Below are 21,677 nucleotides of genomic sequence, written 5' to 3'. Positions count from 1 at the left end.
ACCGTGGCTATAACTAATGCATCATCGTCCCTGAAAGGCATGTGAATGGCCGTTCCGCATGTGATCCACCGCTTCCTGGACGTCGGCGGGGTCCGCGTCTTCTACCGGCAGGCCGGTCCTGCCGGGACGCCGGACGCGCCGGTGCTGCTCCTGCTGCACGGCTTCCCGTCGGGCTCGCACCAGTTCCGCCGGCTGATGGACGCCCTCGGCGACCGGTACGTGATGATCGCCCCGGACCTTCCCGGCTTCGGGCACACCGAGGTGCCCGAGGGCTTCACGTACTCCTTCGACCGGCTGGCGGACGTCCTGGAGGGGTTCGTGTCGGCGCTGGGGCTGGACAGGTTCGTGATGTACACCTTCGACTTCGGGGGACCGGCCGGTTTCCGGCTGGCCACCCGGAACCCCGGGCGGATCGCCGGTCTGGTCGTGCAGAACGCCAACGCCTACGAGGACGGCCTGTCGGACGTGGCCCGGGAGACGATCGCCAACCGGCCGGGTGTCCCCGGGGCCGAGGAGAACGTCCGGCGGCTGTTCGAGCTGGACGTGACCCGCGACCAGTACGAGGGGGGCACCACCGACGTCGAGCGCATCGCCCCGGACGGCTGGACCCTGGACCAGCACTTCCTCGACCTTCCCGGACGCAAGGACGCGCAGGCCGGCCTGGCGCTGGACTACCACTCCAACGTCGCCCTCTACCCCGAGTGGCAGCGCTGGCTGCGCGAGCACCGGCCGCCCGCCCTCGTCGTGTGGGGCACCCGGGACCCGTTCTTCACCGAGGCCGGGGCCCGCGCCTACCTCCGCGACCTGCCGGACGCGCGGCTCCACCTCTTCGAGACCGGGCACTTCGCCCTGGAGGAGAACCTCCCGGAGATCGCCCCGCTCATCGCGGACTTCGTCGACGACCTGTACGGGACGACACATGCGGCGACGGTTCGTACGGCGACGACCTGAGCGGGAACGCCGCGCGACGACGGCCCGCGCGGCGACGCCCTGAGCGGGAACGGCCCGCGCGGGGACGGTCTCCGCGGGGGCGGGGCCGTCTCCTCGCCGGGGACGGGACACGAGGGCCGGTGACCGGTGCCGGGAAGGACGCGGGAACCCGGGCCGTCGTCCTGACGACCCGGGTTCCCCTGCCCGCTCCGCGCGTCCGGGCATGCCCGGTTCCCCGTGCGGCGCGGGTACGACCCACCGGCGACGGATCCGCCCCGGGGACGACCGGCGCGGCCGTCCCGATCGGAGATCGGGAACCACCGCGAACGGCGCTCCCCGGGCGGCCCGTCATCGGCCTGTCAGCCTCCCATGTGGATGGGGGCCGGTGCCGGTCCGGGGAAGGGCGGCCGCGGTGCCGGATAGGGCGGTCGCGGACCCGGACCCGGACCCGGGGGGACCGGCGCCGCGTACGGAGGGCGCCAGCCCGGGTACGGCGGACGCGGGGCCGGGTACGGCGGTCGCCACTGGGTCGGGTACGGCGGTCGCCACGTCGGGTACGGCGGTCGCCAGCCCGGGTACGGCGGTCGCCACTGGGTCGGGTACGGCGGTCGCCACGTCGGGTACGGCGGTCGCCAGCCCGGGTACGGGGGCCGCCACTGGGTCGGGTACGGCGGTCGCCAGGACGGGATCGGCACGCAGTCGTACTGCGGGCAGGGCGTGGTGAAGCACTGCTTGGGCGAGGGCACGCAGATGCGGCCCGGCCCGCAGTTGACCAGCGCGCAGGGCGACCCGGGGCTGCACGTGCCGGTCGACCGCCCGGCCGGCGCGGCTGCGGCCGTCCGCGTCTCCGCAGCGGTCCTCGTGCTCTCCCCCCACGCCGCGGTCACGGTGGCCGGTGACCCGGCGACCGCCACCACGACCAGGGCCGGGATCAGTTTTCGGAGCATTTTTCCCCCAGTTATCATGATCGGTTCTGGCTCTCCGGCGATGCTCGCACCGGCCGTTCCTGCTAACGGCAAAACGACTCTCAGCGGGGAGGCTGGCTTGCCGAAAAGGCCGCGGGACGGGGCTACCGATTCACGGAGACAAGGGGAAATATCCGTTCATCGACCACGGGGTGCCGCTCGTCGCGTCGTACGGTCCGGTGGTGCGCGCGACGGCCGGACGGGGGTTCACCCCCGGATGTCCGCGAGATCCCCTAAAGTCGGGCGAATGGCTCCGACCCCCTCGCGGCTGGCCTGGCTGGACGCGCTGCGCGGACCCGCCGCGCTGGCCGTCGCGCTGCACCACTCCGGCTGGACCTTCGTCCCGGGCCTGTGGGCCGAGGTGGACCGCAGGATCGACGTCGGGACCTGGGGCGTCTTCGTGTTCTTCCTGGTCAGCGGCTACATCATCCCCGCCTCCCTGGAACGGCGCGGTGACCTGCGGGCCTTCTGGATCGGCCGGGCCTTCAGGCTGCTTCCGCTGCTGCTGGCCGCGCTCGGCCTGGCGCTCCTGCTCGCCCGGGCCGGCGCGTTCGCGCTGCATCCCGGTACGGCGGCACGTCCTCTGCCGCTCGTCGCGCTGGGGAACCTGACGATGCTGCAGGAACTGCTCGGCGTGCCCGCCGTCATCGACGTGATGTGGACGCTCTCGTACGAGATGGCGTTCTACCTGATGGCGGTCGGGTTGTTCGCGACGGGGCGGGCGCACCGGTCGGCCGCCGTCGCGACCGTGCTGGCGGTGACGGCCGTGCCGCTCGGGCTGCTGCTGCCGGGACCGCTCATCCGCGGTCGCGCCGACCTGGCCGCCGCGCTCCTCGCCGTCGCGGTCGTCGCGGTCGTCGTCGTGTCGGCGTGGGCCCGCGGCACGGCCCGTACGGCCGCCGCGGTGACCGGTGGCGTCCTCGGCCTGGTCCTGGTGATCCTGGGCAGCCGGATCGGGGCGTGGCAGGGGCTGACGATCCTGGCCCTGATGTTCGCCGGCACCGCCGTGTACCGGGCGGAGCAGGGGACGATCCGGTGGCGTACCGCCGTCGCCGCCGTGCTGACGGTGACGGCCTGCGGGCTCCTCGCCAAGGACGACCCCGGCTGGGCACCGGCGATCGTGCTGGCCGTGGGGTGCTTCGGGGGCGCGTTCGCGCTGCGGCACCGGCGGTTCCCCCGGCCGCTCGCCCACCTCGGGGTGATCAGCTTCTCCCTCTACCTGCTCCACCCGCTGCTGCTGCGGGTGAGCCCGAACCTGTGGACGTTCCTGCTCGTCCTGGTGCCGCTCTGCCACCTGACCCACCGTCTGATCGAGGCCCCGGGCCGGCGTCTCGGGAAGCGTCTCGTCCGGGGCCAGGCACCGCGTCCCTCCGGAGGAGGATCCGCGGAAGAGGACCCTCGGAAGGCGTCGGCCCAGGTCAAGAGCGGTTAAGTATGTGATCGGATTTCCGGTCATGGGGCCTTCAGGCCGATTGGGAGGCCTTCCGGCTGTCTACCGTCGAGGCATGTCCGGTTCGCCCAGCGCTTCGAGGTAGGCACCATGAGCTTCATCACCACCGACGACGGCACCCAGATCTTCTACAAGGACTGGGGCGCGGGCCGGCCGGTCGTCTTCAGCCATGGCTGGCCGCTCAACGCCGACACCTGGGACGACCAGATGATGCTGGTCGCGGAGCACGGCTTCCGTGCCGTCGCCCACGACCGCCGCGGGCACGGCCGCTCCGGGCAGCCCTGGCACGGCAACGACATGGACACCTACGCCGACGACCTCGCCAAGCTCGTCGAGACCCTCGACCTGCGGGACGCGATCCTGGTCGGCCACTCCACCGGCGGCGGCGAGGTGGCCCGCTACATCGGCCGGCACGGCACCTCGCGCGTGTCCAAGGCGGTCCTGCTGGGCGCGGTGCCGCCGATCATGGTCAGGACGGACGCCAACCCCGACGGCCTGCCGATCGACGTGTTCGACGGCATCCGCGCGGGTGTCGCCGCCGACCGCTCGCAGTTCTACCGGGACCTCAGCATGTCCTTCTTCGGGTTCAACCGGCCCGGCGCACAGGTGTCGCAGGGCGCGCGCGACGCGTTCTGGATGTGGGGCATGCAGGTGGGCCTCAAGGGCGCGTACGACTGCGTCAAGCAGTTCTCCGAGACCGACTTCACCGAGGACCTCAAGCGCTTCGACGTCCCGACGCTGGTCGCGCACGGTGACGACGACCAGATCGTGCCCATCGGCGCCGCGGGCCTGAAGTCGGCGAAACTCATCAAGGACGCCACCCTGAAGGTCTACCCGGGCCGCCCGCACGGCCTGGTCGGCGCCTACAAGGACGAGTTCGGCACCGACCTGCTGGCCTTCGTCAGGTCCTGAACGGCTCCCGCACCGCCGGCGGGGCCCAGCGCGAGACGCCGCTGCTCCTCCTCGACGATGTGACGGGCCAGCGCCTGCTCGGAGATGTCGATCGCGTCGGGGGTGGACTCGGCCAGGGCGCTGCGGCGGGCGTACACGTCGAAGAGGCCGGCCTTGCCGCGGAGGATGTCGAGCATGCGCTGGTCGACGCTGTCGGCCGTGAGCAGGCGGTGCACCTGGACCTTGCGGACCTGGCCCATGCGGTGCGCCCGGGCCACGGCCTGGCTCTCCATGGTCGGCTTGACCTGGGGCTCACAGATGATCACGACGGACGCGGCCTGCAGGTTGACGCCGATCCCGCCCGCCTGGATCTGGCTGAGCAGCACGGCGTGGCCGGGGGCGGAGGTGAACGCGTCCACGATCCGCTGGCGCTCGGCGGCGCCGACGTCCCCGGAGATCGGGCCGTGCGCCCGGTCGCCGAGGGCGTCGTGGACGGCGGCGACGACGTCGCGGAAGTAGGAGAAGACCACGACCTTGAGGTCGTTGCCCGCGGCCTCGTCCACCAGCTCCAGCAGCCGGTGCAGCTTGGCCGACGTCCGCGGCACGGCGTAGGCGGCGCGGCGCATCGCCATGAAGTTCCCCTTCGCCACCGCCCTGCGGTAGGCGGCCAGGTCCGCCGCGCTGAACTCCTCCCACTCGTCCACGTGGACGAGGTCGGGCAGCTCGGTCAGCACGTCCTCCTGGTTGCGGCGCAGGTAGACCGGGGCCACGGCCCTGCGGAAGGCTCGCGCTCCCGCGGCCGCGTCACTGCCCCTGATGGAGGCGACCAGGTCGGGCCGCAGCAGGCCGACCAGGTTGCGGAACTCCTCGACGCGGTTCTCCATCGGGGTCCCGGTCAGGAAGAGCACCCGCTCGCTGCGGCCGCACCACGAGGCCACGGCCTTGGACCGGCGGGTCTCCGGGTTCTTGACGTAGTGCGCCTCGTCGACCACGAGCATCCCGAGCCTGAGGTCGGCGGGGATCTCCAGGCGGTGCAGGGTGTCCAGCGTGGTCACCGCGACGTCGCCCGCGCCGATCCAGCCGGTCAGCGCGGCGGCCCGGCCGGGGCCGTGCAGCGGGTGGGCGGTGAGCGTGCTGCGGGCCTCGATCTCGCGTACCCAGTTGAGCAGGACGCTGGCCGGGCAGGCCACCAGGAAGTGCCGCTCGCCCTCCGCCTTGAGGTGCGCGAACGCGGCGATGGCCTCGATGGTCTTGCCCAGGCCCATCTCGTCCCCCAGGATCACCCGGCGCTGGGCGAGGGCGAACCGGGCGCCGAACGACTGGTAGCCGCGCAGTGAGACCCGCCGGTGGGTGTCGTCGAGGTCCTGGGCCTTGACCCGCGCCGACACGTCGTCGGGCAGGAAGCCCTCGGAGGCGACGCGGTCGGGCTTGAGGGCGGCCAGCTCGGCGAGCAGGTTGTAGTACTCGGACGCGCGGAGCTCGAAGTCGACCCACGCCTCGATGTCGGAGACCGGCGGGCGGAGCAGGTCCACCGACGCCTGGTCGAACAGCAGCGACGTGTCGGACGCGTTCGCCGCGGCGAGCACCTCCGCGATCCGCGCGACGGCCTCGCGGGCCCGCTCACGGCCCCCGCGGCCCGCGAGCAGCATCCGCAGCCGCCCTCCGGCCGGTTGCGCGGCGGGCAGCAGCGAGGAGAGACTCCGGTCGATCCCGGTGGCGGCGGCGCGGGCGCGCGGCAGGTCGGGCCCGGCGGTCACCAGCCGGTTCAGCGCGACCAGCAGGGCCGTGGTCTCGGCGTCCTGGGAGTCGACGTCGATCCGCAGGGTCACCGTCTCCTCCGCGGCCCGGGCGATCTGCCCGGCGGCGGCGTGCACCTGCCCCGCCGTCCGCGCGCCCACCCCGGGCAGCAGTTGCAGCGCGTACGGGGTGCTGTCCAGGACGTCGAGGACCGTCGCGTACCCGGCCTGCTCGAAGGTGCCCAGCCGCAGCCGTCCCCCGGTGACGTCCTTCAACCGCGTCAGCGGGATCGAGGCCAGCTCGGCGCGGGCCAGGCGGGTACGGAGCGAGGACAGCGCGTGCTGGACGTCGGCGTGGGCCCGCGCGTCGTCGGCGAGCAGCGCGCGGGCATGGGCCAGCAGGCGGCCGGCCCGCTGGAACAGGGCCCTGGCCTGGCGGGGGGAGGGCGTCTCCCGGGACCCGGGCGCCGGTGCGGGCTCGGGTGCCCGCGGGGGAGGCTGCTCGGACGCGGCCGTCCCGGCCGGCCGGGACGGCCCCGCCTGCGGGGGCGTCCTGCGGGACGCGGACGGTCCCCGGGGCGCCGGTGTTCTCCGGGGCGCGGGTGCCACGCCCTTACGCCCGCTCTCGCCCACGCTCACCATCCCCTCCCGTCGCGGCCGGATCGCAGGCTTCACCGTTGCCAACGGCCGGGCGGGTTGTCAACGACCGGACCACCGGGGACGGAGGCGCCGCCACAGCATTTGCCCATCGACGGACCATTTATAGGTATTAGGTATTTTGTCCACCCGACTGTCGGTGGCCCCTGGCAGACTCGGCGCACTCGCGCAGGCGACCGGTCCACGGTGAGGGGAAGACATGCCGGAGCGGACGAACACCCCGACAGTGCGGCTCGACCCGTGGTCGGAGGACGACCTCGGCCTGTTGCGCCGGATCAACGCGCCGGAGATGACCGAACATCTGGGCGGCCCGGAGACCGAGGAGAAGCTCCTGGCGCGGCACCGGCGGTACGTCGAGATCGCCGGGAAGGGGGCCGGCCGGATGTTCGCCGTCGTCCTGCTCCCGGAGCTGAGGAAGGCCGGCAGCATCGGCTACTGGGAACGCGTCTGGGGCGAGGAGGTCGTGTACGAGACCGGCTGGGGCGTCCTGCCGGAGTTCCAGGGCAGGGGCGTCGCGGCCGCGGCGGCCCGGGCCGTCGCCGTGGAGGCCGCCGCGGAGCACAGGCACCGCCACCTCCACGCCTTCCCCTCCGTCGGCCACCCCGCCTCGAACGCGGTCTGCCGCAAGGCCGGGTTCGTCCTCGTGGCGGAGTGCGACTTCGAGTATCCGCCGGGAACCGTCATGCGCTGCAACGACTGGCGCCTGGACCTCACCGGAGTGGTCTGAGGCGCCGTCCCGGCGCTCCGCCGCCGGGGCCCGGAATGGGTAATAGGGCACGCTCGGGCAGATGTGTGCATTCCTGCGCAGAAGGGTTCTTCAGATCTTCCTAGTGTTCGAGGTGTCCGAACGGCAAGACCCCCGAGCACCGCACAGGAGCAAGACAATGAGCACGATGCGTACCCTTCTCGCCGGAGCCGCCCTCGCCGGTTCGCTGGTCGCCGGTGTGGCCGCCGCCCCCGCGGCGACCGCCTCGACCGCCGGTACGGCCGCCACCGCCGCGAGCACGCAGCAGGCGTCGAGCAAGCACTTCTTCGGCCCGTACTACTCCGGCTTCGGCCGGGGCGAGAGCTTCGGCAAGCGCTCCTACTTCAAGGGCTACTGGACCAAGGACAGCGGCCGCTACTGGTTCTACGGCGACCTGTTCGACCGTGACCGCGACCGCGACCGCAGCTACGTGTGGTTCAAGTGGCACGACCGCTTCGGCTCGCACACCAAGGTCTTCAAGACCTCCGGCCGCTCGCACTTCGACCGCTTCGGCGGCTTCAGGAAGAGCAACGGCTTCGACGACTTCAAGATCCGGGTCTGCGAGGGCGACAACAAGTTCGACGACTGCGGCCGCTGGGGCGACGCCTTCTGAGAAGGTGACCGCCGACGACCGGTCACCGCCGGCACCGGCCCCGCCGCGATCCACGAGGCCGGCTCTCCCCCGAGGGAGCCGGCCTCGTGCCGTTGCCGATCAGGGGCGGCGACCCGCGAGACGGCCACCGGCAGGGGCGGGGGCGTGCCGGCCGGCGGTCATCGGGTCCGCGCGTCCCCGGCGGGACCGGTCCGCAGCAGGTCGACCACGCCGGAGACGTCACCGGCGCCCCGGCCGGCCGCGACCCCCCGGTCGAGGAGCGCCCCCATGGGCTCCAGCAGCCCGGCGTCGACCCCCTGGTCCCTGCTGGTGTCCAGCAGGTTGACGAAGCTCACCGCCTGCATTCGCAGGTTCGAGCCGGTGGCGGAGTGGTCGCCGGAGTCGATCGCCTCCGCCATCCCGGGAAGGGCGGTCGCCATGGCGTTGAGCCACGAGACCACCAGCGGGGTGAACTCCGTCGCCGGGACCCCCTCCGACCCGGCCAGGGCGACGGCCTGGAAGAACCCGCCGAACATCCCGTACATCGCGCTCAGCAACGCGATGTCGTACAGCGCGGCACGGCCGGGCTCGGCGCCCAGGTACATCGCGCCGCCCAGCACCTCGAAGGTGCGCTCGTGGGCGCGGAAGGACTCCTGCGACCCGCTGTAGAGGACGAGCGATCCGGGGGTGCCGATCATCGGGGGCACCGCCATGATGCCGCCGTCCAGGTACTCGGCGCCGTGCCCGGACACCCACCGGGCCGTCTCGCGCGCCTGGGCGGGCGTGCCGTTGGTGAGGTTGACCAGCGTCCGGCCGGCCAGGACGCCGGTCCCGGAACCGGGGGCGTCCGGGGTGTCGAGGACGTCCGTGCCGCCGAGGGCGGCGTCCAGGACGTTCCGTACGGAGGCGTGGTCGAGGACGCAGATCACCACGAGCGGGCTCGCGGCGATCGCCTCGGCGACGGTGGCGGCCGCGGTCGCCCCCCGCGCGGCGAGCTCCTCGCTCCTGGCGGCCGTGCGGTTCCACACGGTCGTGGGGTGACCGTTGTCCAGAAAGGCCTCGGCCAGCGCCTTTCCCATGGCGCCCAGGCCGATGACCGTCACGGGCGGGCGGCTGTCGGTGGTCAATGTGATCCCCGGTTCGTTCGATGTCGGCAGGTGAGCACCCGGACCCGGGCCCGCGTCTCATGGCCCGGCCGGTGTGTTCACGATGCTGGTGCCATGCTTAAATTTCCTCAAGTACCTACTATTTTGTTGGGTACTTACCTTTTGGTATGTGGGGAGGCGGGCGGGATGAAGAAGCGGACGTACTCGTGCGGGCTCGACGCCGCGGTCGACGTGGTCGGCGGCAAGTGGAAGGCGCTGGTGCTGTGGGCGCTCCACCACGGGCCCATGCGGTTCGGGGAGCTCAGGCGGTCGGTCTCGGGCATCAGCGAGAAGATGCTGATCCAGCAGCTGCGCGAGATGGAGGCCTACGGCCTGGTGCACCGCGAGGTGTACCACCAGGTCCCGCCGAAGGTGGAGTACTCGCTGACCGAGTTCGGCCGTTCGCTCAACGAGGCCCTGATCCCGCTCGGCGACTGGGGCGAGCGGCACATGGGGACCATCGAGGCCCTTCCCCGCGCCGAGAGCCCCGCCAGGGTCTGACCGGGGCCTTCCCCGCGCCGAGAGCCCGGCCAGGGTCCGACCGGACGGGTCGATCGCGACCTTCCCCCGCCCGGGAACCGGCCGGGCCCTGAGCGGGCGGGGTCAGGCGACGACCGGCAGGCCGGCGAGGGACTCGGCCTCGCCGGGGGTGAGGCCGTCACCGTGTTCGAGTCCGGCCGCCAGGCCGTCCTCGCCCAGCGCGTCACGCACCCGTCCGGTGATCCGGTCCACGTCGTCCTGCTCGGCGGGTGCCGGTGGCATGCCCGTGGACCGGCGGGCCGCGGCGGCCGCCCCGAGCAGCCTGGCGGCCCGGTCGTGACACCCGGCCAGGGAGAGCGCGCCGGCCAGGCCCTCCAGGGCCCGCGTCACGTCCCGGGAGGCGTCGAGCTCGCGCGCCACCGCGAGGCCCTCCAGGTGCAGGATGCGCGCGGCCTCGGCGTCGCCGAGCAGTTCGGCCGCGAAGCCCAGCTCGGTCAGGACCATCGGCTCGTACACGGCGCGGTCCGTCCCGCCGTTCTGCCGGGGGGTCCACGCCAGCACGGTGCGCAGATGGGTCGTCGCGGCGTCGAACCTGCCCTGTCTGCGGGCGGTGTACCCGAGCACCATCCCGGCGAAGATCTGCATGCTCCGGTGGCACTGCTCGGCGGCCAGCCGCGCCGCCCGCTCGCCGTAGGCCCGGGCACGGGCGTGGTCGCCGCGCTGCAGGGCGATCCAGCCGAGCCAGGCCAGCCGGCCGGCCACCTCGGGCCAGAGCTCCAGCTCCTCGGCCATGCGCAGCCCCTCGCGGTGCAGCCGGTCGGCCCGCTCGTGGTCGCCGGTCATCTCCGCCAGCCCGCCGAGCCACTCGTTCGCCTGCAACCGGCCCCAGCGGTCGCCCAGCTCGTCGAAGAGCTCGGCGCCCCGCTCGCTGTCGTGTTCGAGCGCGGCCAGGTCACCCCGCAGGTGCGCGTACTGGGCCCGGGTGACCAGGGTCGCGGCCGTCCCCCACCGGTCGCCGAGGGCGTCGAAGGCCGTCAGGGCCTGGTCGAGGAGTTCCTCGCAGAGCGCGACCTCACCGGCTCCCATCCCGCAGAAGGCCAGGAACCACCGGGCACGGGCACGCTCGGCCGGGTCGGCGACGTCCTCGTACAGCCGCAGGGCGGCGATCCGGTCGGCGCTCTCGCCGCGCAGCAGGGCGATGCCCGCCCGCCAGGCCAGGACGCGGGGACGGAGCGCGGCGACCCGGCCCGCGGGGGTGTCTCCGGGAGGCGCGGGCGTGTCACCGGCGACAGCAGGCGTCCCGCCGGGAACCGCGGGCGTGTCTCCGGGAACCGCGGGAGTCCCGCGGGGAACCGCGGGCGTGCCGGCGGGAACGGCCAGTGCCGCGGACAGGGAGCGTCCCGCCTCGGCCGTCCGGCCGCGCAGGAACCAGTACCAGGCCAGCGCGTTCACCAGCCGCAGGCCCTGCTCGGCGTCCCCGGCGGCGACCGCGCCGTCGAGTGCCGCCCGCAGGTTGGCGCTCTCCGCGTCCAGGCGGCGCAGCCACCGCTGCTGGTCGTGCCCGTACAGCAGGGGCGCGGCCCGCTCGGCGAGGGCGGTGTAGTGGCGCCGGTGGCGCTCGCGCGACTGCGCGGTCTCGCCCGCCTCGTGCAGGCGCAGCAGGCAGTAGGCGGCCACCGACTCCAGCAGGCGGTAGCGGGGGCCGTCGGCGCCGTGCACGACGGTGACGAGCGAGCGGTCCACCAGGCGCGCCAGCAGGTCGACCACGTCCGCGGCGGGAAGGTCGTCCCCGCCGCAGACGGCCTCGGCGCCGTCCAGGGAGCACCCGTCGGCGTGCACGGCCAGCCGGCGCAGGACCAGCCGCTCGGGCTCGCCCAGCAGGTCCCAGCTCCAGTCGATCATCGCCTGGAGGGTCCGCTGGCGGGGCGGGGCACCGCGGTGCCCGGTGGCCAGCAGCCGGAAGCGGTCGTCCAGGCGTTCGGCCAGACCCGCGACGCCCAGCGAGCGGACCCGGGTCGCGGCCAGCTCCAGGGCCAGCGGGATGCCGTCGAGGCGGCGGCAGAGCGTGGCGACCGCGAGGGCGGTCGCGGCGTCGAGGGCGAACCCGCGGTCCGCCGCGCGGGCACGGGCGACGAAGAGCCGTACCGAACCGAGCCGCTCCAGCGAGGCCGGGTCGGCGGCGTCGCCGGCGTCGGCGGCACCGGGCGTCTCCAGCGGCGGGACGTTCCAGACCGTCTCGCCGGTCACCGCGAGGGGCTCCTGGCTGGTCGCCAGGACGCGCAGGTCCGGGGCGGCGCGCAGCAGGAGCTCCACCAGTTCCGCGACGGGCTCGACGAGGTGCTCGCAGTTGTCCAGCACCAGCAGCAGCCGCCGGGGACGCAGCGTGCCGGCCAGGCGGTCCCGGGACGTTCCCGCGGCGACGGTGTCGTGGACGCCCAGCACCCGCATGATCTCGTCGGCCACCGAGTCCGCGGTGTCGTCCGCGCCCGGACGGCCGAGCGCGGCCAGCTCGACCAGCCACACCCCGTCGGGGAGGTCACCGGCCCGCAGCCGCGCGGCCTCGACGCCGAGGCGGGTCTTGCCCACCCCGCCCGGACCGGTGAGGGTGACCAGGCGGCCGGCGCGCAGCAGGCCGCCGATCTCGGCCGTGGCCTCGTCCCTGCCGATCAGCGGGCCGAGCGGCGCGGGCAGGTTCGTGGCGGGCCCGTCCGCCGGGGCCGGTGGTACGGCGGGCGGGTCGAGCGCGGGGTCCCTGACGAGGATCGCCCGGTGCAGGGCCACCAGGTCGGCGCCCGGGTCCAGGCCGAGCTCGTCGGCCAGGTGAGCGCGCAGTTCCTCGTAGCCGTCGAGCGCCTCGCTCTGCCGTCCGGACCGGTACAGGGCGGTCATGTACGCGGCCCGCAGCCTCTCCCGCAGCGGGTACCGGCCGACCAGCTCGCCCAGCCCGGCGACGATGCCGTGGTGCTCGCCGAGGGCCAGGCGGGCCTCGGCGAGATCCTCCTGGGCGGTGAGCCACCGCTCGTGCAGCTGGGTGACCACGGACCGGGCGAACGGCTCGTCGGCGAAGTCGGCCAGCGCGGGGCCGCGCCACAGGGCGAGCGCGTCGGTGAGCAGCGCCGCGCGCGACCGCGGGTCACCGGCCCGGGCGGCCTCGTCGGCCAGGGACCGGAAGCGCCGGGCGTCCACGGCGTCGGCGCCGGTGCGCAGCACGTACCCGGGCGGGGGTGACACCACCGCCTCCCGGGCGCCCGGCTCGGCGTCCTCCAGGACCCGGCGCAGCTGCGAGACCTTGGCCGACAGCGCCCCGGCCGGGTTGCCGGGCGGGGCGTCGCCCCACAGGTCGTCGATCAGCCGGTCGGCCGGGACCGGGCGTCCCTCGTGCAGGAGCAGGACGGCCAGGAGAGCGCGGACCTTCACGCCGGGGACGGTCACGGGCGTGCCGTCCGCCGTCCACACCGCCAGCGGACCCAGCACCCCGAAACGCATGAACGCACCATACGGGACCGACCGGTACGAGACACAGGAGAGCGCCGTAAGCCCATCGGCGGCCGACCGTAAACATGTCGTAAACACCCTCCGGCATGGTGGAACACATCAGCCGGGCACGAGAACGAGGGAGGTGGCAGATGTCCGAAAGGCAGAGCGGGGAGCGGCTGCGGGTGGCGGTGATCGTCGGCAGCACCCGTACCGGCCGGTTCGGTCCCACGGTGGCGGACTGGTTCGTGGCGCGGGCTCGCAGGCGGGCCGAGCTGGAGATCGACCTGATCGACCTGGCCGAGGCCGCGCTTCCGCAGACGCTCACGGACACCGACGAGCCGCCTCCCGCCCCGGTGGCGGCACTGGCACCGCGCCTGGCCGGGGCCGACGCGTTCGTGGTGGTGACCCCCGAGTACAACCGGAGCTTCCCGGCCCCGCTGAAGAGCGCGGTGGACTGGTTCTACCGGGAGTGGCAGGCCAAGCCGGTGGCGTTCGTCTCCTACGGCAACGACTCCGGCGGCCTGTTCGCCGCCGCGCAGCTGCGCCAGGTCTTCACCGAGGTGCACGCGGTGGCCGTCCACGCGGGGGTGACGCTGCCCCGGTACTGGGAGCAGTTCGCCGCAGACGGCGGCTGGCCCCGGGCCGGCACCGAGTACGACACCGCGGCGACGACCACGCTGGACCAGCTGACCTGGTGGGCCCGCGCGCTGCGCGACGCCAGGGCCGGGCACCCCTACCCCTGCTGACCACCCGGAAGCCCTTCCCGCGGTACGTCCGCACGAACCGCAGGGGAAGGGGATGAAAACCCCGGAACCGGTACTCAGTCCCGGGCCACGACATCACGAACATCCCCATCGAACACGCGAACCAACGGAGATCCCCATGCGTAAGATCATTTCCTCGACCTACATGTCCCTCGACGGCTACATCGGCGACCCCGGCAACTGGGCCATGCCCTACTTCGACGAGGACGCGGGCCGGTTCGCCCGCGAGCAGCTCTTCGCCAGCGACGCCCTGCTGATGGGCCGGCTCACCTACGAGGGCTTCGCCGCGGCCTGGCCCGCCATGACCGACGAGGACGGTTTCGCCGACCGGATGAACTCCATGCCCAAGTACGTCGCCTCCCGCACCCTGGAGAAGGCCGAGTGGAACAACTCGACCGTCATCGGGGGCGACCTCGTCGAGGAGATCACCGCCCTCAAGGGGCGGCCCGGCCAGGACATCCTGATGTACGGCTACGGGCCGGTCGCGCTCACCCTGCTGGAGCACGGTCTCCTCGACGAGCTCCGCCTCTGGGTGCACCCGATCATCGTGGGCGACGGCGACCCCGGGGACCTGCTGTTCAAGAAGACCGGCAGGTTCCCCTTCGAGCTCGCCGGGACGACCACGTTCGGCAGCGGCGTGGTCGTCCTCTCCTACCGGGCCGCGGCCCGGACGGCGGAGACGAACGCCGCGTGACGGGCACCGGGTGACGGGCACCGCGTGACGGACGCCGCGGGACGGGCACCGGGTGACGGGCACCGGGTGACGACGCCGCGGGACGGGCGCCCGGTGAGGAGCCCGTCCCGCGGCCCGGCTACCGGGTCCCGGCGGCCGGACCCCCGGGACGAGCGGCGACGGCCGGGCCGCCGCGTCCGCGCAGGCCCGAGGCGATGACGACCGCCCCGGCGACGGCCATCACGACCGGGACGAGCAGGGCCGTGCGGAAGCCGCCGAGCGCGGCCTCCGGTGATCCACCGGCCCCGGTGGCGGCGACGTACACGGCGGTTGCCGCCGACAGGCCGAGTGCCGCGCCGAACTGGAACGAGGTGTACAGCAGCCCGCCCGCGAGCCCCTGCTCGTCCTCGGACACCCCGTCGGTCCCGGCGATGGTGAACGGCCCGTACGCCAGCGAGAAGGCGAGACCAAGAATGATCATGGTGGGGAACATCGCCGCGTAGGTCCAGTCGAGGCCGACCGGCAGGAACAGCAGGTAGGCCACGGCGGCCAGGCAGAGCCCGCCCAGGATCACCCGGACGTTGCCGAAGCGGTTCACCAGCCAGGGGGTGAGGGTCGGCGCGAGCACGGCGTCGATGCCGATGACCAGCAGGGCCAGGGCCGCCTGCAGCGACGACCATCCGCGCAGCTCCTGCAGGTAGAGGACCACGAGGAACTGGAATCCGAAGAACGACCCGGAGAACAGCAGGAAGCCGAGGTTGGCCCGCACCAGCGGGCCCGAGCGCAGGATCCCCAGGCGCACCAGGGGCGCCGCCGAGCGCCGCTCGATCATCGGGAAGACGGCGAGCAGCGCGAACCCGGCGGCGAACGCGCCGGCCGTCCAGCCCCATCCGGAGGACGGGGCCTCCAGCCGGACGACCCCGAACACGAGCGCGAGCATCGCGCAGGTCACGGTGACCGTACCGGCCAGGTCGAAGCCCCGGACGGACCCGCGCGGGCGGCCGTCGTCCGGGATCAGGACCAGGGCGGCGACGAGGATCACGGAGGCCAGGATCACCGGCGCGAAGAACACCCAGCGCCAGCTGATCGCGGACAGCAGGCCGCCGACGACCAGGCCGAGGGAGAAACCGGCCGAGGCCGTCCCCGCGTAGACCAGCAGGGCTCGGTTGCGCTGGGGACCCTCGGCGAAGCCGGTGGTGATGATGGAGAGGCCGGCGGGCGCCATGAACGCGGAGGCCACCCCCGTCACGAAACGCGCGAGGATGAGGACCCACTCCTCGGTCGCGAACCCGCCCAGGCCGGAGAAGACCACGAACACGCCGAGCCAGAGCAGGAACATCCGCCGCCGGCCGAGAAGGTCGGCGGCCCGGCCGCCCAGCAGCATGAAACCGCCGTAGCCGAGCACGTAGGAGCTCATCACCCAGCTCAGCGAGCCGGTGCTCAGCCCCAGGTCGGTACGGATGGAGGGCAGGGCGACGTTCAGCATCGCCACGTCGATGCCCTCCAGGAAGATCGCGCCGCACAGCACGAACAGCACCCCCCAGGCCCGGCCGTTCATACGGCCGGGGCGGCCGGGGGGTGCCGGAGAGATCGATGGGGACGACGGTGTGGACACGAGACGACTCCTTGGGCACGGGGAGACCGGCAGGACCGCGGCCACTCTGCCGCGATCCACGGTTCCCTCTTGTAAGTAATCGCATCCTGAGGCAGCATCGGTGGGCATGGAAGAAGGCACTTCGAAGTCACCGAGTCGCTGCGCTGACACCGGCGACGCCTACGTCGACGCCAGGCAGTGGGACACCCGGGAGGACTGCGAGGTCCGCCAGATCCTGGACCGCGTCGCGGACAAGTGGTCGCTGCTCGTCATCGCGCTCCTGGACCGGCGCTCCCTGCGGTTCACCGAGCTGAGCCGCGAGATCGACGGGGTCAGCCAGCGCATGCTCACCGTCACCCTGCGCCATCTGGAGCGGGACGGCCTGGTGCGCCGTACCGTGCACCCCGTCGTGCCGCCGAGGGTCGACTACGAGCTCACCCCGCTCGGCATGACCCTGCACGACACCATCCAGTCGCTCGTCACCTGGACCGAGCGGCACCAGAACGAGATCGCCGAGGCCCGCGCGGACTACGACACCCGCGCGGACACCGCACCCGGCACGCCCGCGGTGCCCACGGCGTCCGCGGCGTCCGCCCGGCCGGGTACGCCGGCCACACCGGTCATCCGGGCCGTATCGGAACGCGACGCGACCGGGGCCGACGGGGCGACGGCGACCGGCGCCGGGACGGCCCGCCGTGACGGAACCCGAGCCCCGTCCCCGCCCCGTAACGAAACCCGGGCCACGCCACCGGTTCGTAACGAAACGCTGATTCCTTCCGCGTCCCGTAACGAAACGCGGGTCATGTCGCCCTCCCGCGACGAAACCCGGGCCACGTCCCTGCTCCGGGACGAGGGTGCGGCCGGTGCCGGTACCTCGCGGTGTGAGATGTGCGGTGCCCCGATCCACGGGGCGCGCACGGGACGTCCCGCCCGGTTCTGCGGTACGGCATGCCGCCAGAAGGCGCACCGCCACCGCTCCCGCGCCGCAGCCCGCCCTTCCGGCTGAACCGCTCCCGCGTCGTCTCCAGACCATCCGGCCGAACCGTCCCCGTGCCACTCCCTCGCCTCTCCGGCTGAATCACCCCGGTGCGCCGGGCCCGTTCCCGTCCGGGCCAGTCCGGGCCGGGCCCGCCCGCGCGCCGGCCGGGTCACGGCCGGAGGACCGACGCGGGGGCGGTGCTCCAAAGGACGGCAAAGGCCTGTCCAAGGGCTCCGTGTCGTGGCCCCGCACCGACTCCGCAGCGTGTCTGCTGAGCAGCGGTAATGGCACCGCTCACTGGAGGGTCGGAGATGAGGAAGTTGCTTCGTGCCGGCGTGCTCGCGCTCGGCGTGTTCACGGCCGGATGCGGCGGCGCCGACGACGGGAGCACGACCGAACCGTTGGTCGCGGACCAGGTCAAGGCGTCCCCCACCTCGCCCGCGGACCCCTCGGCGGCGACCCGGGCCAGGGTCGAGCTGAGCGAGACGAGGATCGGCAGGGTCCTGGTCGGGGAGGGGGGCCGCACGCTCTACCTCTTCGAGAAGGACAGGAACGGGAAGTCGTCGTGTTCGGACGCCTGCGCGCGGGCCTGGCCCCCGTACGTCACGGACGGCGAGCCGGAGGCGGGCAAGGGCGTCAAGGCGGACCTGCTGGGCACCACCGAGCGGGACGACGGCACGACGCAGGTGACCTACGATCGCCACCCGCTCTACTACTTCGCCAAGGACACCGCGGCCGGTGAGGTCAAGGGACACGACGCCGACGGCTTCGGCGCCGACTGGTACGCGCTGACCGCCGACGGCAAGCAGGCCCGCGACTGAGCCCCGGGCCGTCGTCGCCGGCCGATCTTGTCCGAGGGGGGATTGCGGCCGGATCCACCGGGCATGGACAGGAGTGATCCCGTCCGGTGGGGCCCCTCCACCCGGAGCGCGGAACGTGAAGGGTCCGTCGTCACCGCGGCGGACCCTTCCACCGTTCCCACCCCGCGAAGCCGTCGACCACCCGGGAAAGCCGTCGGCCACCCCGCGAAGCCGTCGATCACCCCGCGAAGCCGTCGGCCACCCCGCAAAGCCGTCGATCACCCTGTGAAGCCGTCGGCCACCCGGGATCGGCGGGATCAGGTGGACTCGCGGATCACCAGCTCCGTGGGCAGGATCACCGACGAGGCCGGGCCGCCGTCGAGGTGGCGCAGGAGCAGGCGGGCCGCGGTGCGGGCCTGCTCCACCCCCGGGGTGCACACGGTGGTGAGCGCGGGCACGGTGTGGGAGGCGGCCGGGATGTCGCCGAAACCCACGATCGCGACGTCCTCCGGAACCCGCCGCCCGGACCGGATCAGCACCCGCAGGGCCCCGATCGCCATCGGGTCACCGGCCACGAACACCGCGTCGAGCGCCGGGTCGTCCCGCAGGAGCTGGTGCATCGCGTCCGCGCCCGAGGCGAGGGTGAGGTCACCGATGGCGATGATCGACCGGTGGCCGGTGTCGCGCAGACCCTCGCGGTACCCTCCCAGCCGGGCCTGCGAGGCCGTCGAGTCCGGGGGGCCGGAGATGGCGGCGATCCGCCGTCGCCCCCGGGCCAGCAGGTGCGCCACCGCGGCCGCGGCCCCGCCCGCGTCGTCGACGTCGGCGTACGGCACGTGCGCCGCCGCCCCGGGCCTGCCCAGCAGGACGACCGGGACGCCCGTGCGGGCCAGCGCCGGGGGAAGCGGGTCGGCGCCGTGGGAGGACACGAGCACGACCCCGTCCACGTACCCGGAGGCGGCGTAGCGCTCCACCCGCAGGCGGCCGTCCGCCGAGTCGGCGAGCATCAGGGTGACCCGCTTGCCCGCCTCCTCCAGCTCCCGGGTGACCGAGCGGAGGACGGCCGAGAAGGCCGGGTCGTCGGCACCCGCGACCGTGGGCGGGTCGGACACGACCAGCGCGATCGAGTCGGTACGCCGCGTCACCAGGCTGCGGGCCGCCGAGTTGGGGACGTACCCCAGCTCGTTGACGGCGTTCATGACGATCGCGCGGAACTCGTCGCTGACCGTGCCCTCACCGTTGATCACCCTGGAGACGGTGGACCTGGACACCCCGGCGCGGGCGGCGACCGCCTCCAGGGTGGGCCGCCTGGCGCGCTCGCGGTGCAGCCCGTTGTGCCGGATCACCTCGCGGTACCACAGCGCGCTGTCCTTGGGCAGCCGCCGCTGCGTCTCGAAGTCGACGTGCACGATCCCGAAGCGCTTGTGGTAGCCCTCGGCCCACTCGAAGTTGTCCAGCAGCGACCAGACCAGGAAGCCGCGCAGGTCCGCCCCGGCCTCGATCGCGGCGTGCGCGGCCCGCAGGTGCCCCTCGAAGAAGGCCGTCCTGTCGGTGTCGTGCACGCGGTCACCGGTCACCACGTCGTCGAACGCGGCGCCGTTCTCGGTGACCAGCAGGCCGACCTCGGGGTAGTCGCGCGAGAGCCGGGTGAGCACCTGGGTCAGGCCGGTGGGCACGATCGCCCAGCCCATCGCGGTCGTCGGGGCGTGGGCCCCGCTGAAGAGGATGTCCTCGGTTCCGGGATAGGCGGCGTTGGCCGGTTCGCCCGGCTCGGACCGTACGACGCAGGGGGTGTAGTAGTTGATCCCCAGCAGGTCGACGGGCTGGTTGATCGTCTTCAGGTCGCCGTCGCGGATGTGACCCAGGCCGCCGTGCCTGTCCATGATCGCGAGCACCGGTGCGGGGTACTCCCCGCGCAGGGTGGGGTCGAGGAACTGGCGGTTGATGAGGCAGTCGACCCGGTCCACCGCCTCGGCGTCCTGTTCGGACAGCGTGAGCTCCGGGTCGTTGAGCCGGCCGGGCGTCAGGACGGGGGCCAGGTTCAGGGTGAGGGCGATCTCGCGTGCGCCTCCCTCGCGCAGCACCCGCGCGCTCAGCCCGTGGGCGAGCAGGAGGTGGTGGGAGGCGCGGAACGCCTCGGCGGCCGACGCGCGGCCCGGCGCGTGCACGCCGATGCCGTACCCCAGCACGGCGGCCACCCAGGGTTCGTTGACCGTCATCCACGTCCCGACCCGGTCGCCGAGCCGGTCGTGCACGGCCCGCGCGTAGTCGGCGAAACGGTAGGCCGTGTCGCGGTCGGTCCACCCGCCGCGATCCTCCAGCGCCTGCGGGAGATCCCAGTGGTACAGCGTCGCGTACGGCGTGATGTCGGCCGCCAGCAGCTCGTCCACCAGCCGTTCGTAGAAGTCCAGTCCCGCGGCGTTGACCGGGCCGGACCCGTCCGGCTGGATCCGCGGCCAGGCGACCGAGAACCGGTAGGCCCGCAGGCCCAGCTCCGCCATCAGCCGGACGTCGTCGGCGTGACGGCGGTAGTGGTCGCACGCCACGTCCCCGGTGTGGCCGTCGGCGGTCCTGCCCGGCGTGTGGGAGAAGGTGTCCCAGACGGACGGGCCGCGCCCGCCCTCCCGCACCCCGCCCTCGATCTGGTACGCGGCGGTGGCCGCCCCCCAGACGAAGCCGGGGGGAAAGGCCAGGGTCTCGCCCCGGGACGAGACGGTCGTTGCGGTCATGCTCCGAAAACCCCCGTTGGTTCTCGCGACTGCCGAGATGCACGGGCGGTGGCGGGTCGCCACCGTCCCGGCCGGTGGAAGCACCTCACCGGCATCATGGGGGCGGTGTGCCCGGATGTCGAGAGGACCGCCGGGCCCCGCGTGGGTGCGCTTCCCGCTCATCGCGCCCATGATCGGCGACACAGTAACCGATGACACCGACAGAACGGACGAGAGCGACACCGGGAACGCCATGCCGGTCCGGCGGGCCTTCACCGGACGCGAGACGTCCCGGCCGGGACCCCTCCCGCGAGGGGCCACCCCCTGCGAAAACTCCCTCACGCGAAGGGACCCCCTCCCGCGAGGGGACCCCGGACGCGGAGGACCTCCCGGACGCGGAGGAGCCTCAGGCGCCCGGCAGCTTCAGCACGCGGTCGAGCAGCTGGCGGTGATGGGCGAGGAAGCGGTGCCGCGCCTGCGGGTCGGCGGAGACCGACCGGCCCGCCTCGGCGATCATCTCGCCGTGCAGGAACCCGTACACGCTCCAGACCAGCGTCCGTACCATCAGGTCCGCGTCCACCTCGCCGTCGACGAACCCGGCCCTCGCGGCCGAGCGGAGCGCGTCGGCGGTGAAGTTCATGAGCGGGATCGAGTGGGTCCGCTCCACCTCGGGGATGTCCGCGGCGTCGCCCAGCCAGCGGTGCAGCCACAGCGCGGGGATCTGCGGGTTGGCGACGCAGAAGTCCAGGTAACGCTCGGACAGGCCGTACAGGGTGGTGGCGACCTGCCCGGCGTCGGTGGCCGGGAGCAGCGTGGCGAGCGCGTCCTGGACGACGGTCCGCTCCATCCTGCCGGCGAGGTCGACGACGGCGAGGTAGAGGTCGCGCTTCTCGCCGAACCGCTCCTGGATCCACGCCGGGTCCTCGCCCGTCGCCTCGGCCACGGCCTGCAGCGAGGTGCTGTCGTAGCCCAGCGCGGAGAACAGCCGCAGCGCGATGGTGATGACCGCCTGGCTCCGCGGGTCGTCGTGGGGAGTCATGCCTCCGATTCAAGTCCCCGGCGCGTTCGCGGGTGGCCGGGCGCCGGTCTCG

The 21,677-nt window shown here is 73.4% G+C and carries 16 protein-coding genes and 1 pseudogene; 10 read left to right on the top strand and 7 right to left on the bottom strand.

All coding sequences use genetic code 11. The features are described from left to right. Positions 1–45 precede the first annotated feature (45 nt). The 3 genes from ABD832_RS10020 (at position 46) to ABD832_RS10010 (ending at position 4,257) form a co-directional block, all read left to right on the top strand. Positions 46–951: an alpha/beta fold hydrolase gene (locus ABD832_RS10020; RefSeq protein WP_344891657.1), complete on the top strand. Its 906-nt coding sequence runs from the start codon at positions 46–48 to the stop codon at positions 949–951. Positions 952–2,142: 1,191 nt separating this feature from the next. Then, on the top strand, positions 2,143–3,327 hold the full coding sequence (locus tag ABD832_RS10015; protein WP_344891653.1) for an acyltransferase family protein: 1,185 nt from the start codon (positions 2,143–2,145) through the stop codon (positions 3,325–3,327). Between the two features lie 108 nt (positions 3,328–3,435). Beyond that, positions 3,436–4,257, top strand: coding sequence for an alpha/beta fold hydrolase (locus tag ABD832_RS10010; RefSeq protein ID WP_344891650.1), 822 nt, complete (start codon positions 3,436–3,438; stop codon positions 4,255–4,257). On the opposite strand, the gene ABD832_RS10005 is transcribed toward ABD832_RS10010, so the two are convergent. After that, positions 4,209–6,605: a DEAD/DEAH box helicase gene (locus ABD832_RS10005; RefSeq protein ID WP_344891647.1), complete on the bottom strand. Its 2,397-nt coding sequence runs from the start codon at positions 6,603–6,605 to the stop codon at positions 4,209–4,211. The genes ABD832_RS10010 and ABD832_RS10005 overlap by 49 nt on opposite strands. Positions 6,606–6,828: 223 nt before the next feature. Between ABD832_RS10005 and ABD832_RS10000 the strand changes: the two genes are divergently transcribed. Together ABD832_RS10000 and ABD832_RS09995 are read left to right on the top strand one after the other, a co-directional pair. Next, positions 6,829–7,356 (top strand): GNAT family N-acetyltransferase, encoded by a 528-nt coding sequence (locus ABD832_RS10000; protein WP_344891644.1) that lies wholly within the window; start codon positions 6,829–6,831, stop codon positions 7,354–7,356. Positions 7,357–7,513: 157 nt separating this feature from the next. Further along, entirely contained in the window at positions 7,514–7,987 is a 474-nt protein-coding gene (locus ABD832_RS09995; protein ID WP_344891641.1) for a hypothetical protein, read from the top strand. Positions 7,988–8,145: 158 nt separating this feature from the next. Here ABD832_RS09995 and ABD832_RS09990 read toward each other — a convergent pair whose 3' ends face one another. After that, the gene (locus ABD832_RS09990; RefSeq protein WP_459565385.1) at positions 8,146–9,099 is read right to left on the bottom strand and encodes an NAD(P)-dependent oxidoreductase; all 954 of its coding nucleotides are present in this window, start codon (positions 9,097–9,099) and stop codon (positions 8,146–8,148) included. Positions 9,100–9,258: 159 nt separating this feature from the next. On the opposite strand from ABD832_RS09990, the gene ABD832_RS09985 reads away from it, so the two are divergent. Then, a complete protein-coding gene (locus ABD832_RS09985) occupies positions 9,259–9,612 on the top strand; it encodes a winged helix-turn-helix transcriptional regulator (RefSeq protein ID WP_344891635.1) in 354 nt (117 codons plus the stop codon). 102 nt (positions 9,613–9,714) lie between these two features. Here the strand turns inward: ABD832_RS09985 and ABD832_RS09980 are convergent, their stop codons facing one another. Then, complete coding sequence (locus ABD832_RS09980; RefSeq protein ID WP_344891632.1) at positions 9,715–13,077, bottom strand: ATP-binding protein; 3,363 nt, start codon at positions 13,075–13,077, stop codon at positions 9,715–9,717. A 140-nt stretch (positions 13,078–13,217) separates the two neighbouring features. Here ABD832_RS09980 and ABD832_RS09975 point away from each other — a divergent pair, with 140 nt between their 5' ends. Further along, positions 13,218–13,814 (top strand): NADPH-dependent FMN reductase, encoded by a 597-nt coding sequence (locus ABD832_RS09975; protein WP_344891629.1) that lies wholly within the window; start codon positions 13,218–13,220, stop codon positions 13,812–13,814. Positions 13,815–13,950: 136 nt separating this feature from the next. Next, the gene (locus ABD832_RS09970) at positions 13,951–14,526 is read left to right on the top strand and encodes a dihydrofolate reductase family protein (protein WP_344891626.1); all 576 of its coding nucleotides are present in this window, start codon (positions 13,951–13,953) and stop codon (positions 14,524–14,526) included. A gap of 118 nt (positions 14,527–14,644) precedes the next feature. Here the strand turns inward: ABD832_RS09970 and ABD832_RS09965 are convergent, their stop codons facing one another. After that, complete coding sequence (locus tag ABD832_RS09965; protein WP_344891623.1) at positions 14,645–16,120, bottom strand: MFS transporter; 1,476 nt, start codon at positions 16,118–16,120, stop codon at positions 14,645–14,647. A gap of 106 nt (positions 16,121–16,226) precedes the next feature. Here ABD832_RS09965 and ABD832_RS09960 point away from each other — a divergent pair, with 106 nt between their 5' ends. Beyond that, a complete protein-coding gene (locus ABD832_RS09960) occupies positions 16,227–17,105 on the top strand; it encodes a winged helix-turn-helix transcriptional regulator (protein WP_344891620.1) in 879 nt (292 codons plus the stop codon). 284 nt (positions 17,106–17,389) lie between these two features. Beyond that, on the top strand, positions 17,390–17,899 hold the full coding sequence (locus ABD832_RS09955) for a COG4315 family predicted lipoprotein (protein WP_344891617.1): 510 nt from the start codon (positions 17,390–17,392) through the stop codon (positions 17,897–17,899). A 296-nt stretch (positions 17,900–18,195) separates the two neighbouring features. On the opposite strand, the gene ABD832_RS09950 is transcribed toward ABD832_RS09955, so the two are convergent. The 3 genes and pseudogenes from ABD832_RS09950 to ABD832_RS09940 all read right to left on the bottom strand — a co-directional run bounded on the left by ABD832_RS09950 (position 18,196) and on the right by ABD832_RS09940 (position 21,625). Beyond that, a complete protein-coding gene (locus tag ABD832_RS09950; protein ID WP_344893420.1) occupies positions 18,196–19,224 on the bottom strand; it encodes a LacI family DNA-binding transcriptional regulator in 1,029 nt (342 codons plus the stop codon). Further along, positions 19,204–20,607, bottom strand: a pseudogene (locus tag ABD832_RS09945) (GH1 family beta-glucosidase); the annotation flags it as partial. The pseudogene ABD832_RS09945 and the gene ABD832_RS09950, both read right to left, overlap by 21 nt. Before the next feature lie 385 nt (positions 20,608–20,992). Then, positions 20,993–21,625 carry a TetR/AcrR family transcriptional regulator gene (locus ABD832_RS09940; protein ID WP_344891614.1) on the bottom strand — a complete coding sequence of 211 codons (633 nt, stop codon included), beginning with the start codon at positions 21,623–21,625 and terminating at the stop codon, positions 20,993–20,995. Positions 21,626–21,677 lie beyond the last annotated feature (52 nt).

It is taken from the genome of Streptosporangium longisporum (genome assembly GCF_039534895.1).
Classification (GTDB): domain Bacteria; phylum Actinomycetota; class Actinomycetes; order Streptosporangiales; family Streptosporangiaceae; genus Streptosporangium; species Streptosporangium longisporum.
Note: the sequence above shows the minus strand (reverse complement) of the source record. Positions and strands in the feature narration are given on the sequence as shown.

Excerpts from the sequence above, each read along its gene's own strand:
- ABD832_RS10020 (WP_344891657.1), top strand. The coding sequence starts at position 46 with ATGGCCGTTCCGCATGTGATCCACCGCTTCCTGGACGTCGGCGGGGTC.
- ABD832_RS10015 (WP_344891653.1), top strand. The coding sequence starts at position 2,143 with ATGGCTCCGACCCCCTCGCGGCTGGCCTGGCTGGACGCGCTGCGCGGA.
- ABD832_RS10010 (WP_344891650.1), top strand. The coding sequence starts at position 3,436 with ATGAGCTTCATCACCACCGACGACGGCACCCAGATCTTCTACAAGGAC.
- ABD832_RS10000 (WP_344891644.1), top strand. The coding sequence starts at position 6,829 with ATGCCGGAGCGGACGAACACCCCGACAGTGCGGCTCGACCCGTGGTCG.
- ABD832_RS09995 (WP_344891641.1), top strand. The coding sequence starts at position 7,514 with ATGAGCACGATGCGTACCCTTCTCGCCGGAGCCGCCCTCGCCGGTTCG.
- ABD832_RS09985 (WP_344891635.1), top strand. The coding sequence starts at position 9,259 with ATGAAGAAGCGGACGTACTCGTGCGGGCTCGACGCCGCGGTCGACGTG.
- ABD832_RS09980 (WP_344891632.1), bottom strand. The coding sequence starts at position 13,077 with ATGCGTTTCGGGGTGCTGGGTCCGCTGGCGGTGTGGACGGCGGACGGC.
- ABD832_RS09975 (WP_344891629.1), top strand. The coding sequence starts at position 13,218 with ATGTCCGAAAGGCAGAGCGGGGAGCGGCTGCGGGTGGCGGTGATCGTC.
- ABD832_RS09970 (WP_344891626.1), top strand. The coding sequence starts at position 13,951 with ATGCGTAAGATCATTTCCTCGACCTACATGTCCCTCGACGGCTACATC.
- ABD832_RS09960 (WP_344891620.1), top strand. The coding sequence starts at position 16,227 with ATGGAAGAAGGCACTTCGAAGTCACCGAGTCGCTGCGCTGACACCGGC.
- ABD832_RS09955 (WP_344891617.1), top strand. The coding sequence starts at position 17,390 with ATGAGGAAGTTGCTTCGTGCCGGCGTGCTCGCGCTCGGCGTGTTCACG.
- ABD832_RS09940 (WP_344891614.1), bottom strand. The coding sequence starts at position 21,625 with ATGACTCCCCACGACGACCCGCGGAGCCAGGCGGTCATCACCATCGCG.